The sequence below is a fragment of the Serratia liquefaciens genome, assembly GCF_027594825.1.
GTDB lineage: Bacteria > Pseudomonadota > Gammaproteobacteria > Enterobacterales > Enterobacteriaceae > Serratia > Serratia liquefaciens_A.
In genome coordinates, this window is sequence record NZ_CP088930.1 from 1,246,203 (window position 1) to 1,260,341 (window position 14,139).

Sequence of the window (14,139 nt, forward strand, 5' to 3'; positions counted from 1 at the left end):
ACGCGGTGGGTTTTTAAACGCTCACCGCAGAAAAATAAACGCCCTTCTTCAGGCTCCATCATTGGCCTTCTCGCCCTTTTCAATCAAAGAGTTGACTGCCGTATTAAAATGGTTCGTCATCGCTTTCATCGCCCCTTCCGAGTCCTGGGCGCAAACGCAATCGCAAATGTCCTGATGCAAAGAAACAATCTGTTTTCTTTCGGTATCGGTGCCACTTTGCGCTTCGAGACCGGCATGGATAGAACGCCTGAGTTGTTCATGCAGGGACTGCAATAAAATACCGGACAGAGGGTTGCGAGATGCCCGGGCAATAATGAGATGGAAGTTAATGTCATGCTGAATGAATTTTTCAGTGTCAAAGATGCACGCTTCAATCTGCTTCATCTCATCTTGCAGCTGGCGAAAATCCTCTTCATTGCCGTGGATTGCCGCCATCCCGGCACTGCCGATTTCAAGCCACTGGCGCACGCTCAAGATCTGCGAGACGGACACCTGATTTGACGCGATGGCAAAGCCAAAAATAAGCTCAAGCACGCTGCTGTCGAACGCTTTCACCCGCGGGACTTTACCGCTTTTTATCTCCAGGATCCCCAGTGCGGACAGTGAACGGTATGCCTCACGGATCACCCCACGACTGACGCCCAGCTCCTCAATTAATTTTACTTCACTTGGAACCGCCATCCCCGGAGTCAGCTGCTGCTGGCTTATCATATCCAGCACGTAATGCTTGATTTGCGAGGACAATGTGTGGCTCTGAATCGGCATCTTTGTATCCATTTTAAACGACTCCAAAATTTACAACTTCAAATGTACTGGATGAAGAGCAAAGCAGAAAACATCACGGCAGACTACTGACAAAGCCGGTTATCAGGCAGAGCATGCCCATCATGGCCCTGGGTGCGCCTGGCCCTGGTATCTCGGGCTTAAAGCCCCCCTTGTCATCAAACTCGCGGTATTTTCTTCTCTCAGACCACCACCACAATTCAACACCATCAACGGCCCCTTCCGGGCGGTTCTTTCCGCCATTTTACTAAAAATGTGAGCTTAATATCATATATAAAATCATCCCTATCAACCTGTTTGACAGGTTGATAGGTTGCGCGTAATTTTTCCTGTGCAAACACCCGAGCCTGCTCTTGGGGCCAAATAGAAATTGTCTTCTCAGGAGAAAAAAATGTGGTCGAATGATTAAGAGCTCTTCCAACTGATGCGCACCAAGCTGTTCCCCGCCGTTGTCGGGGATATTCTTGATACTATGGGATTTTTACATCAGTTTTTTGCCCCCTCCATCAAACCGCTGCAGATGAATATGGTGGTTGCCGGCAGAGCGATGCCGGTGCTCGAAGCCGATGTTTACGAACTTCAATCAAGCTCCGGGCATAGCGAAATCACCCAGAAACCTTTTGGGTTAATGTTTGAAGCACTGGATTCGTTGAAAGAAGACGAGGTGTACATCGCCACAGGAAGTTCTCTGCGTTACGCGCTTTGGGGCGGTCTGATGTCAACCCGGGCTCGTCATCTGAAAGCGGCTGGCGCCGTGCTTGATGGATATGTGCGCGATAGCAATGAAATCCTGGAATTAAATTTCCCCACTTTCTCACACGGCACTTATGCACAAGATCAAGGCCCCAGAGGAAAGGTGATCGACTATCGCGTTCCTATTGAATTTAACGGAATAAGGGTAAGCCCAGGCGATATTGTCTATAGCGACCGCGATGGCATATTAATCATTCCGCAAGAAGTTGAACGTGACGCCATTAGTTTGGCATTAGAAAAAGTCTCCACAGAGAATAGCGTCAGGACAGCCATCAGCAATGGCATGAGCACGGTAGAGGCATTCGAAACCTTTGGCGTAATGTGACCTCACCCGGCCCATGATAACCGGTTCGCATGGTGGGCTTATATTTAGCCATTCAATATGAGTATGCAATCATGAAACAGAGAAATAAAATAATAACACTCTTGTTTATCGCGAGCATTATTAACTATCTCGATCGGGCGGCCTTTTCTGTTGCCATGCCCTATATAAAAGATTATCTACAACTTTCTCCTGCTGAAATTGGGGTAATGCTGAGCAGCTTCTTTTTCGGCTATGCCTTATTTAACTTCGTCGGAGGGTATCTGTCTGATATTTACGGCCCGCGCAAAGTGATGGCCATTGCCATGCTTACCTGGTCGTTATTCTGTGGCCTGACCGGGGTCGCTTTCAGCTACATTATCCTCTTTATAATTCGGGTTATTTTTGGGATGAGCGAGGGCCCGGTCAGCACCAATATCAATAAGGTCATCACCCACTGGATCCCGATTCACCAGCGTGCACGCGCCATCGGCATTGCCAATGCGGGCAATCCACTCGGAGGGGCTATCGCGGGCCCCATCGTTGGATTCCTGATCATTATGTGGAACTGGCGAGTAGCCTTTATCATTCTCATGTCACTTGGCTTTGTGTGGACCTTCTTCTGGCTGAAAAACTTTACTGACAACCCTAAAGATCACCCGAAGACCCAGCCAGTTGAAATTGAAGAGTTTGAAACGGCTCTGCACAATGCGCCGGTAAACTATGATACCCAGACCAGGCTGCCGTTTCGCTTTTATCTGACACAGCCTCTGGTTCTGGCGACCGGCATGGCGTTCTTTGCCATCAACTATATTCTTTATTTCTTCCTGACCTGGTTTCCCAGCTACCTCTCGATGGCAAAAGGGCTGAACATTGCTGAAATGAGTATTGCCTCCTCGATTCCCTGGCTGCTTGGCAGCGTGGGTATGGTCATGGGGGGCGCAGTCTCCGATTATATTTACAAGAAAAGCGGAAGATTACTTTTTTCCAGAAAGCTGCTTATTGTTGTCGGTTTAATTGCTTCCTCTATATGTATCTGCATTGCCGGGATCGTAGACTCCGTGACCTTTGCCGTCATTATGATGTCCTTCGGCATATTCTTTATGTATCTGGCAGCATCATCGCCCTGGTCTATTATTTCCGACAGTATTTCCGCAGACAAGGTGGGTGGCGTGGGCGGTTTTGTTCACCTGCTGGCGAATACTTCAGGCATGATCGCCCCTATTCTGACCGGTTTTATTGTTCAATACAGCGGTGGCAGTTTTATTTCAGCCTTCATATTGGCGGGTATCGTAGGTATTTTCGGCGCATTAAGCGTGGCCTTATTTGTCAAACCCATTAATTCAAATAAAAAAGTACAACCTCTCACTGACACCTTAACGAACCTGAGGAAACAATAATAATGAAAGCATTAACCATTGATAAAAATTCCCATACCGAGTTCGTCGACATCCCTGAGGCCGTATGCGGTGATAATGATAATGATGTTCTTATCGATGTCCAACGCGTCGGCCTCTGCGGCTCCGATTTAAATACCTACCGTGGGTTTAACCCGCTGGTTGTATACCCTTGCATCCCCGGCCATGAAATTAGCGGCGAAGTTATCCGCACAGGGTGCAACGTCACGACGGCCAAACCGGGCGATCGCGTGGTGGTCCTGCCTTGCACAGAATGCGGGGTTTGCAGCAGTTGCCTCGCTGGCAGGCCGAATGCTTGTAAGCACAATCAAACGCTCGGCGTTCAGCGTCAGGGGGGTATGGCGCAAAGGCTGGCTATTGCGGCCAATAAAATTCTTGTTTGCAATGCCCTGAGCTTTGATGAACTGGCTCTGGTTGAACCTCTGGCCGTTGGGCTGCACGCCGCCCGTCGCGGCGCCATTCAGGTTGGAGAATGGGTGGCCGTGATAGGTTGCGGTGTCATTGGCCTTGGAGCCATAGCCGCCGCAGCAGCCATGGGTGCACGGGTGATCGCCATAGACATAGACGATCGCAAACAGGCCGTGGCTCTGGCCTGCGGCGCTTGCTCATTCATCAATGGGGAAAAGGTCGACCTCGCCAACGAGCTGGGCAAGATCGACGAAGGCCGTGGCCCGGCATTGGTCATTGAGGCCGCCGGGCAAACATCTTCCATCGAGCAATCTCTCGAACTGGTCGCCTTTTCTGGCCGCATTGTTTACGTCGGCTACGCAAAAAAACCGGTTAACTACAACAGCGCGCTTTTTTTGCTGAAAGAGGTGGATATCCGCGGCTCACGAAACGCCACGGTGGCAGATTTTCGCGCCGTACTGGCCTTGATGGAACAGCAGCGCTACCCCCTGCATTCAATTATCACCACTCATTACCCGCTCGAACAGGCAGGTGAAGCCTTTATGACGTGGGCAGCCGATCCTGGTGCCGTGACCAAAATACTTATCGCCTTTTAAACCGCAATCAATCAGAGATTATGACTATGTTAAAAAATGCATTTTCACTCGAAGGTAAAACGGCATTAATTACTGGCGCGGCCAGCGGCCTGGGTTACGCAATGGCCGAATGCATGGTGGCCAGCGGCGCAAAAGTCATCATTGCCGACCTCAATGGCCCACTCGCTCAGCAGGCCGCAGAAAACCTCGGTCCTCAGGCAACCTACAGTCAATTTAACGTCAGTGAAACCGCCAAAACCCAGGCATGGGTCAATGGATTGCTCGAGCAGGTTGGGCAAATCGACATCCTGGTCAACAACGCGGGCAACCATTGCAAAAAGCCCATCGAGGAGATGAGCGTTGAGGATTTTGAATCCGTTCTTGATATTCACGTTGTCGCAGCGTTTGCCTTGACCAAAGCGTTAGTCCCACACATGAAGCGGCATGGCAATGCCAGCGTTTTGTTTACCGCCTCCATGACGTCATTTCTTGGGCAGCCCTATGTCGCCGGCTATGCGGCGGCGAAATCGGCCTACCTGGGGCTTATCCGGGCGCTGACCACCGAACTGGCTGGGGCAGGAATACGAGTCAACGGCATCGCCCCGGGCTGGATCGACACGCCCATGCTGCGCAAAGCCATCGAAGGAGATGATGAACGCCGAAATAAAATTCTCGGACGAACCCCGATGAAGAAATTCGGCAAGCCAGAAGACATTGGCTGGGCCGCCACTTATTTGGCTTCAGAAGCAGCCGCCTTTATCAGCGGTCAGGTTCTGGTAGTTGATGGTGGCGCGCTGATTGGTTTCTGATTGATTCGCCAGTGCTATTACTGGGTGATAGCACTGAAAATCCAGTCTAAATAATAAGATCGGGAAGGCTATTATGGAGCAAGTCGCATACAAGATTAATGACGTTGATAATGTCGCAACGGCGCTAACCCCCATTCAAACGGGCGAAGTCTCGGTTCGCGGCTGTGGAAATGACAGCATCATTGCCAATGAGAATATTAATATCGGCCATAAAATCGCGTTATGCCCCATTTCCATGGGCGATCCCATCATTAAATACGGCATCAACATAGGCCGTGCGACCCAAGCGATCAAAACGGGCGATTGGGTTCACCTGCACGTTATGCATAGCAATTATGACGAACGCTCATCCCATCTGGATCTCGTGACTGGCGCCCCTAAGGATGTCAAATATGAATAAGTTAGAAAGCCTGAAATCGGTGACGTGGTCAGGTTACCTGCGCCAGAACGGCACCAAGGGGATCCGCAATAAAATATTGGTTATTTACACCGTGGAATGCGCCCATTTTGTGGCCGATAAAATAGCCGAAAAAGTGAATGACGCCGAAGTTGAAGCCGTTGGGTTTTCCGGTTGTACTGACAATGAGTACGCCGTAAGAATGCTGATCTCATTAATTCGCCATCCTAATGTAGGCGGTGTCCTTGCCGTAGGATTAGGGTGTGAGTACATCCAGCCAGAGTGGCTCAGCAATATCGCAAAAGAAGAAGGCAAGCCGACGGCCTGGTTCTATATTCAGCAAACCGGCGGCACAAAAGGCAGTGTGGAGTTAGGCGTTGAGCATGTCAGGAGAATGCAGGAAGAATTAACACGCACCAGCCGAGTGCCCATGGGCTTTGCTGACTTAATTATCGGCAGCGAGTGTGGGGGCAGCGACTATACCAGCGGGCTGGCGGGCAATGTGGCGGTGGGCAACTTTTTTGACTGGTTGGTCGATGCGGGCGGCACGGCAATTTTTGAAGAGATCGTGGAAGCCATAGGCTTGATTGATATTTTGTCCCAGCGAGCCGCAACCGAAAGCGCTAAGGATGAAATCGTTGCCACCTACAATAAGGCGCTCGATTACTGTAAATCGGTTAGGCAATACTCGGTCAGTCCGGGAAACTTTGCCGGAGGATTATCCACAATCGAAGAAAAAAGCATGGGTGCCGTAATAAAGAGCGGCTCTCGCTCCATTCAAGGGGTGCTTAAAGTCAGCGGTAGTCCCCAGCGAAAAGGCCTGTGGTTACTTGATAGCACGCCAGATCCCCACTGGATGCAATTTGGCATCACTAACCCTAATGATAATGAAGGGCTGATGGATCTTATCTCCTGCGGTAGCCATATTATATTTTTTGTCACCGGTCGCGGCAGCGTAGTGGGATCCGTGGTTGCCCCAGTAATAAAAATCACCGGCAACAGCCAAACGTTTGAAAACATGATTGATGATATGGATGTGGATGCCGGCCGGCTGTTAAGCGGGGCAATATCGCAACAAGAGCTTTCCCTGGAAATCGCGCAATTGATGGTGGCGATTGCTGCCGGGCAACAAAGCAAAAGTGAGGAACAAGGTCATAAAGAATATTTTATTCCTTATAAATATCAAAGCAAAGAGGTGCTGATCCCCACCCGCTGCGAAAGCTAGCCGTATCAACCGCCGTCAGTCGATGCCTAAAAATGATCAATTTGCGGGAGTGAAGTCGGCACGAAAGCTCCCGTAAACCTCTTGCGGCGCAAATGCTCTCTTGCGAAGGCAAGGGCTGGAATCCTCAATCTCTTGCCTGGTATCTATTCTCCCCACATCTCACGGACGAGAAACCGTGGTTAACCGCAGCCCTCGTTGTCGCTAGAATAGCTACGGGAAACACGCTGATGGGCATTGGGCAAAAGATTGCGCCAGCCCAGTGTTCTTCTTGTTTATGTATTTTTAGAACTTTGATGGCTAACAATATGCCGTTTTTTTCTAACGTTTAATAAAGCGGCAAACGATCACGTTTTTCTGATTATAGGGAAAATCTTATCCCGCTTATTGACAAGCTTGTCGCGCCAGTCACAGCGCGCACTGCGAAAGACAAGTCACATTTCACCCCCAAGTTATCCACAAATTAGGCCACTTTTGTTCACTTGCAAACGCCCTGTTTTCTCACTATCTTGTTACCTCACCGACATACACCCCCTATATATAGTGTTTACATACTGAGCAGAGCTACTACACTTCTGCTTAGGGGCACCATACGGACAGGTAAAACACCACATGAACCAAAGTCTGCTTGTTACTAAACGCGATGGGCGTAAAGAGCGCATCAACCTCGACAAAATCCACCGTGTCATCGATTGGGCTGCGGAAGGGTTAAACAACGTCTCCGTTTCTCAAGTAGAGTTGCGTTCCCATATTCAGTTTTATGACGGCATCAAAACCGCTGATATCCATGAAACCATTATCAAAGCAGCAGCCGATCTGATCTCGCGCGACGCGCCGGACTACCAGTATCTGGCCGCGCGCCTGGCCATCTTCCATCTGCGCAAAAAAGCTTACGGTCAGTTCGAGCCGCCAAAGCTGCTCGCTCACGTGACGCGCATGGTAGAAATGGGCAAGTACGATAAGCATCTGCTGGAAGACTACAGCACTGAAGAGTTCGAGCAGATGGACTCCTTTATCGATCACTGGCGTGATATGAACTTCTCCTACGCGGCCGTTAAGCAGCTGGAAGGGAAGTATCTGGTGCAGAACCGCGTCAGCGGCGAGATCTACGAGAGCGCGCAGTTCTTGTATATCCTGGTGGCCGCGTGCCTGTTCTCCAACTACCCGCGCGAGACCCGTCTGGACTACATTAAACGTTTCTACGACGCGATCTCCACCTTCAAAATCTCACTGCCTACGCCAATCATGTCCGGCGTGCGCACTCCTACCCGCCAGTTCAGCTCTTGCGTGCTGATCGAGTGCGGCGACAGCCTGGATTCCATCAACGCCACTTCCAGCGCCATTGTGAAATACGTTTCGCAACGCGCCGGCATCGGTATCAACGCCGGTCGCATCCGTGCGCTGGGCAGCCCGATCCGCGGCGGTGAAGCCTTCCATACTGGCTGTATCCCGTTCTACAAACACTTCCAGACCGCGGTGAAGTCCTGTTCTCAGGGCGGCGTGCGTGGAGGTGCAGCGACGCTGTTCTACCCGATGTGGCATCTGGAAGTTGAAAGCCTGCTGGTACTGAAAAACAACCGTGGCGTTGAAGGCAACCGCGTGCGCCACATGGACTACGGCGTGCAGCTGAACCGCCTGATGTACCAGCGCCTGATCAAAGGCCAGGACATCACCCTGTTCAGCCCATCGGACGTTCCCGGCCTGTATGACGCGTTCTTCGCCAACCAGGACGAATTCGAACGTCTGTATACCCAGTACGAGCAAGACGACAGCATCCGTCAGAAGCGCGTAAAAGCGGTCGAACTGTTCTCGCTGATGATGCAGGAACGCGCCTCTACCGGCCGTATCTACATCCAGAACGTTGACCACTGCAACACCCACAGCCCGTTTGATCCGCAGATCGCGCCAGTGCGCCAGTCCAACCTGTGTCTGGAAATCGCCCTGCCGACCAAACCGCTGGATGACGTCAACGACGAAAACGGCGAAATTGCCCTGTGTACGCTGTCCGCCTTTAACCTGGGCGCCATCGAAAGCCTGGACGATTTGGAAGAGCTGGCCACCCTGGCAGTGCGCGCATTGGACGCCCTGCTGGACTACCAGGACTACCCAATCAAAGCCGCACACCGTGGCGCCATGGGCCGTCGCACCCTGGGTATCGGCGTGATTAACTACGCTTACTATCTGGCGAAGAACGGCGTGCGTTATTCCGATGGCAGCGCCAACAACCTGACCCACAAGACATTCGAAGCTATCCAGTATTACCTGCTGAAGGCCTCGAACCGTCTGGCTCAGGAACAAGGGGCTTGCCCGTGGTTCAATGAAACCACCTATTCGCAGGGGATCCTGCCGATCGACACCTACAAGAAAGATCTGGATGTCATCTGCCAAGAGCCGCTGCACTACGACTGGGAAACTCTGCGTAAAGAGATCAAGGAAACCGGTCTGCGCAACTCGACCCTGTCGGCGCTGATGCCTTCGGAAACCTCTTCGCAGATTTCCAACGCCACCAACGGCATTGAGCCACCACGTGGTCACATCAGCATCAAAGCGTCGAAAGACGGCATTCTGCGCCAGGTGGTGCCGGAGTACGAACGTCTGAAAAACGACTACGAGCTGCTGTGGGAAATGCCGAACAACGACGGCTACCTGCAACTGGTCGGCCTGATGCAGAAGTTTATCGACCAGTCGATCTCTGCCAACACCAACTATGACCCAACCCGTTTCCCGGGCGGCAAGGTGCCAATGAAGCAGCTGTTGAAAGACCTGCTCACCACCTACAAGTTTGGTGTCAAGACGCTGTACTATCAGAACACCCGCGACGGCGCGGAAGACGTCCAGGAAGATTTGTTGCCGGCCAAGGGCGGCGATGATGACTGCGAAAGCGGCGCCTGCAAGATCTAAAGTTTGAAACAGCGGGCCGGAACTCTTCCGGCCCCTTCATTTAGCCACGATACGATGGACTCAGGCTTATGGCTTACACCACATTTTCTCAGAATAAAAACAACCAGTTGCTGGAACCAATGTTCTTCGGCCAGTCGGTTAACGTTGCGCGCTTCGATCAGCAAAAACATGAAATTTTCGAAAAACTGATTGAGAAACAACTGTCCTTCTTCTGGCGCCCGGAAGAGGTTGACGTTTCCCGCGATCGTATCGACTATCAGGCGTTGCCGGAGCATGAAAAACACATTTTCATCAGCAACCTGAAATACCAGACGCTGCTGGATTCGATCCAGGGGCGCAGCCCGAACGTGGCGCTGCTGCCGCTGATCTCGATCCCGGAACTGGAAACCTGGGTGGAAACCTGGTCATTCTCCGAGACCATTCACTCACGTTCTTACACCCACATCATCCGGAATATCGTTAACGATCCGGCAGTGGTGTTTGACGATATCGTTACCAACGAAGAGATCCTCAAGCGCGCGAAAGACATTTCCGGCTACTACGACGATCTGATCGAAATGACCGGCTACTATCATCTGCTGGGTGAAGGCACGCATCAGGTCAACGGCAACACCGTGACCGTGAGCCTGCGCGCGCTGAAAAAGCAGCTGTATCTGTGCCTGATGAGCGTTAACGCGCTGGAAGCCATTCGTTTCTACGTCAGCTTCGCCTGTTCGTTTGCCTTCGCGGAACGCGAGCTGATGGAAGGCAACGCCAAAATCATCAAGCTGATTGCCCGTGACGAAGCGCTGCACCTGACCGGGACCCAGCACATGCTGAACCTGATGCGCTCCGGCGCCGATGACCCGGAAATGGCGGAAATCGCCGTTGAGTGTCAGCAGCAGTGCTACGATCTGTTTGTGCTGGCAGCCGAGCAGGAAAAAGAATGGGCGGAATACCTGTTCCGTGACGGCTCGATGATCGGCCTGAACAAAGACATTCTGTGCCAGTATGTGGAATACATCACCAATATCCGCATGCAGGCAGTGGGCCTTGGCCTGCCGTTCGCCACCCGCTCTAACCCGATCCCATGGATTAACGCCTGGTTAGTCTCCGACAACGTGCAGGTTGCACCGCAGGAAGTGGAAGTCAGCTCCTACCTGGTAGGGCAGATCGACTCTGAAGTGCATGCCGACGACCTGAGCGACTTCGAACTCTAAACGATGGCATCATCAATCGTGACGCTGCGTACCACAGGTGCGCAGCTTGCCTGCCCCAAAAGTGAAAATTGCCTGCTCGACGTGCTCGAATTGCACGACGTCGAGGTAGAGTATCAGTGCCGTTCCGGCTACTGCGGCGCCTGCCGCCTGAAGCTGGTGAAAGGTGAAGTGACCTACCGCCAACAGCCATTGGCGTTTATCAACGAGGGCGAGATCCTGCCTTGCTGCTGTGTGCCGCTGACGGATATCGAGCTGGAAATCTAAAAGGTTGGGTGCCTGAAACCCTGCCTGGAGACCAGAAGGCGGGGTTACCCCCGCCCTATGATTTACCGCTTCACATCACAAGCCAGCCTGATCAGTATCGTGATACTTTCCTGATAGATTTTCAGCTCACACAGTGAGTCTCTTATCATCCAGATAAATACCAAAATAGTAATACATACAACGGCTAACGAGTGAAACACATGCTTTAACTGCATGCTTGCCTCCTTGCTGTGAAGGGGCTACCATAACGGTGTCTAGGCGTTAGGGCAGCCCCATTCTGATTGATAGTCAGTTTGGGGCTTTCATCTATCCGCCTTGCCACACAATGCTCAAGACGAACAGTCTCAAGCACCCGCAGCGATTGTAACAGCCTGAACCCAGCGCGATAACCCCTTATAATATTATGATTAATAAGGGATATATCACTGCCATCAAGCCTTCTCTATTCAATAATCTCCAGCGTTTCCAGCCAGGCATTCCTGCCGCATACCGGCCCGCCGTTCAGCCATCGCCGCAGCATGTCTAGCGCCAGCATCGCCACTGAATCTTGCCGTAACCGCAGGCTGTGCCGCGCCGCCCGATAGCGTACCGTCTGTCCGATGCTGCCTTTCGGCGTATGCAACCCAATGCTCACCCGATCGCCGCTCATGGCGCTGACCGCCAATGCCAACTGCGCCCCGGTCAATTCCGCCAACGAACGAGCGCGAGCCAACGTGGTTTCCAGCGTTTCCACGCAGTGCGACGGTAACAATTCGCCACCGGCCAACGGCGCCCCTTCGCTTTGCAGTTGCAGATTGATCAGCCCGGCGCTGAACTGTTCGCTCAGCGCCAGCTTCAGCCCTTGCTGATTTAACCGCTGTGTCAGCACTGCCGGCAGCCCAAGAGTCCCTTCAAACAGGGTGTTATCACCCGCAACCTGACGAACCCGCTCCCACGCTTGCTCCATCGCCGCACGCTGGGCAACCGGGCCGGTCAGCTTCAGTTCAATGATCGGGCTGGAGGAACGATAGCCCAACACCACATCCGGCGGCAGCGGCATGCTGTCCAGCTCAGCGGCCAGATCGCTTTCCGAGGTGCCAAAAGTGGTCAACCGCAGACACAGCGGTGGCGCCGGCAAGGTAAAGCGCTGACGCAGGCGCGGCACAATTTGCTGTTCGACCATCACTTTGAATTCGGAAGGCACGCCAGGTGTGAAAAACATCATGCAGCGGTTCAGCTGCAAGGCAAAACCACAGGCGGTGCCAACCGGGTTATCGAGCATCTCGGCGGTAGCGGGGATCTGCGCCTGCTTGCGGTTTGAGGCCGCCATCGGCCTGCCACGTTCGGCAAAATAAGCTTCTATATGCGCCATCCATTCAGCATGCTCAACCAGCTCGACGCCGCAGGCGGTCGCTGCCGCCTGAGCACTGAGATCGTCACTGGTCGGCCCCAGGCCGCCGTTAACGATCAGCACATCGGCGATATGACTGCGTTCCTGTAATGTTTCGATCAGAGAGGAGAGACTGTCCCCCACCGTTTCACGGCCGCTCATCGGCATGCCCTGCTGGAACAGATAGTCTGCCAGCCAGGCGGCGTTGGTATCTATAATTTGCCCGTGTAGCACCTCATCACCGGTGCTGAGCATCTCCACCCTTAACATTGATCTCTCCCACATTTTCCGATCTTTCCACTATAGAAGCCTGTAAATAAGTTTTCACTAGGCACCACCGGTTAATTTCAGTCAAAGGCACTTTTTTGCGGCATAGCGCAGCCTGCAATATCGTAAAGATAAGTTAACACACCCCGTAACGCCCGTTTGACACGAAATATTCCATCAACTATCCTGCCGCACTTAGAATCAGTTACCTATAATTTTCCAAAATCTTTGGTTGATAGAGAAAAACGTGAAAAATCGCACGCTTGGCAGTGTATTTATCGTAGCAGGAACCACCATCGGCGCCGGAATGCTGGCGATGCCGTTGGCAGCCGCCGGTGTAGGCTTCGGCGTCACCCTGGCTCTGTTAGTCGGACTGTGGCTGTTGATGTGTTATACCGCGCTGCTGCTGGTCGAAGTCTATCAACATGAACAGGCGGATACCGGCCTCGGTACCCTGGCAAAACGCTACCTTGGCGGCGGCGGCCAGTGGCTGACCAGCTTCAGCATGATGTTTTTGATGTATGCCCTGACTGCCGCCTATATCAGCGGCGCCGGTGAATTGCTGGCGGCCAGCATCAGCCAGTGGACGTCGCAGGACTTCCCCACCACGCTCGGCGTATTGCTGTTTACTCTGGTGGCAGGCGGCGTAGTCTGCATCGGCACGCATTCGGTCGATCTGTTTAACCGTATTCTGTTCAGCGCCAAAGTGGTGTTTCTGATTGTCATGCTGGGCCTGATGCTGCCCAATATCCACCAGACCAACCTGATGACGCTTCCACTGGAGCAAGGGCTGGCGCTGTCGGCTATCCCGGTGATCTTCACATCGTTCGGCTTTCACGGCAGCGTGCCAAGCATCGTGAACTACATGGGCGGCAACATCCGCAAACTGCGTTGGGTGTTCATTATCGGCAGCGCCATTCCGCTGATAGCCTATATTTTCTGGCAGTTGGCCACGCTCGGCAGCATCAGCTCCACCACTTTCGTCGGTATCCTGGCACAGCAAGCCGGTCTGAACGGCCTGTTGCAGGCGGTACGCGACGTCGTGGCTTCCCCACATGTCGAACTGGCGGTGCATTTGTTTGCCGATCTGGCGCTGGCAACCTCATTCCTCGGGGTGGCGCTCGGGCTGTTTGATTTCCTGGCCGACTTGTTCAAGCGCCAGGATAACGTACGCGGTCGTCTGCAGACCGGTGCCATCACCTTCTTGCCGCCGCTGGCTTTCGCGTTGTTCTACCCGCGCGGTTTTGTACTGGCACTGGGCTTTGCCGCCATCGCGCTGGCAGTGCTGGCGTTGTTGTTGCCGTCAATGCTGGTGTGGAAAACGCGTCAACAGCACCAGGCGAAATACCGTGTCTGGGGTGGCACTCCAGCACTGGCGGTGGTGTTTGTCTGCGGGGTGACGGTGATTGCCATTCAGGTGGGCATCGCCAGCGGGATCCTGCCGGCCGTCGGCTAGTAGATTTTTCGATAAAA

At 52.8% G+C, this 14,139-nt stretch carries 13 protein-coding genes; 10 read left to right on the forward strand and 3 right to left on the reverse strand.

The window, feature by feature from the left end:
• Positions 1–48 precede the first annotated feature (48 nt).
• Complete coding sequence (locus LQ945_RS05675; protein WP_262240980.1) at positions 49–777, reverse strand: FadR/GntR family transcriptional regulator; 729 nt, start codon at positions 775–777, stop codon at positions 49–51.
• A 430-nt stretch (positions 778–1,207) separates the two neighbouring features.
• On the opposite strand from LQ945_RS05675, the gene LQ945_RS05680 reads away from it, so the two are divergent.
• The 9 genes from LQ945_RS05680 to yfaE all read left to right on the forward strand — a co-directional run bounded on the left by LQ945_RS05680 (position 1,208) and on the right by yfaE (position 11,030).
• Positions 1,208–1,861 carry an RraA family protein gene (locus LQ945_RS05680; RefSeq protein ID WP_270102480.1) on the forward strand — a complete coding sequence of 218 codons (654 nt, stop codon included), beginning with the start codon at positions 1,208–1,210 and terminating at the stop codon, positions 1,859–1,861.
• Between the two features lie 71 nt (positions 1,862–1,932).
• Entirely contained in the window at positions 1,933–3,237 is a 1,305-nt protein-coding gene (locus LQ945_RS05685) for an MFS transporter (protein WP_270102481.1), read from the forward strand.
• A gap of 2 nt (positions 3,238–3,239) precedes the next feature.
• Positions 3,240–4,259, forward strand: coding sequence for a zinc-binding alcohol dehydrogenase family protein (locus LQ945_RS05690; RefSeq protein WP_270102482.1), 1,020 nt, complete (start codon positions 3,240–3,242; stop codon positions 4,257–4,259).
• A 26-nt stretch (positions 4,260–4,285) separates the two neighbouring features.
• A complete protein-coding gene (locus LQ945_RS05695) occupies positions 4,286–5,047 on the forward strand; it encodes an SDR family NAD(P)-dependent oxidoreductase (RefSeq protein ID WP_270102483.1) in 762 nt (253 codons plus the stop codon).
• Positions 5,048–5,120: 73 nt separating this feature from the next.
• Positions 5,121–5,447, forward strand: coding sequence for a UxaA family hydrolase (locus tag LQ945_RS05700; RefSeq protein WP_270102484.1), 327 nt, complete (start codon positions 5,121–5,123; stop codon positions 5,445–5,447).
• Positions 5,440–6,669 carry a UxaA family hydrolase gene (locus LQ945_RS05705; protein ID WP_270102485.1) on the forward strand — a complete coding sequence of 410 codons (1,230 nt, stop codon included), beginning with the start codon at positions 5,440–5,442 and terminating at the stop codon, positions 6,667–6,669. Before LQ945_RS05700 ends, LQ945_RS05705 begins: the two co-directional genes overlap by 8 nt.
• Positions 6,670–7,278: 609 nt before the next feature.
• Entirely contained in the window at positions 7,279–9,567 is a 2,289-nt protein-coding gene (gene nrdA / locus LQ945_RS05710; protein WP_262240985.1) for a class 1a ribonucleoside-diphosphate reductase subunit alpha, read from the forward strand.
• 68 nt (positions 9,568–9,635) lie between these two features.
• Positions 9,636–10,766: a class Ia ribonucleoside-diphosphate reductase subunit beta gene (nrdB, locus tag LQ945_RS05715; protein WP_044552596.1), complete on the forward strand. Its 1,131-nt coding sequence runs from the start codon at positions 9,636–9,638 to the stop codon at positions 10,764–10,766.
• 3 nt (positions 10,767–10,769) lie between these two features.
• Positions 10,770–11,030 (forward strand): class I ribonucleotide reductase maintenance protein YfaE, encoded by a 261-nt coding sequence (gene yfaE / locus LQ945_RS05720; protein ID WP_044552597.1) that lies wholly within the window; start codon positions 10,770–10,772, stop codon positions 11,028–11,030.
• A 62-nt stretch (positions 11,031–11,092) separates the two neighbouring features.
• Here yfaE and LQ945_RS24845 read toward each other — a convergent pair whose 3' ends face one another.
• Together LQ945_RS24845 and LQ945_RS05730 are read right to left on the reverse strand one after the other, a co-directional pair.
• Complete coding sequence (locus LQ945_RS24845; RefSeq protein WP_122079895.1) at positions 11,093–11,245, reverse strand: Hok/Gef family protein; 153 nt, start codon at positions 11,243–11,245, stop codon at positions 11,093–11,095.
• 227 nt (positions 11,246–11,472) lie between these two features.
• On the reverse strand, positions 11,473–12,669 hold the full coding sequence (locus tag LQ945_RS05730) for a nicotinamide mononucleotide deamidase-related protein YfaY (protein WP_270102486.1): 1,197 nt from the start codon (positions 12,667–12,669) through the stop codon (positions 11,473–11,475).
• Between the two features lie 244 nt (positions 12,670–12,913).
• Between LQ945_RS05730 and tyrP the strand changes: the two genes are divergently transcribed.
• On the forward strand, positions 12,914–14,122 hold the full coding sequence (tyrP, locus tag LQ945_RS05735) for a tyrosine transporter TyrP (protein ID WP_041414776.1): 1,209 nt from the start codon (positions 12,914–12,916) through the stop codon (positions 14,120–14,122).
• Positions 14,123–14,139 lie beyond the last annotated feature (17 nt).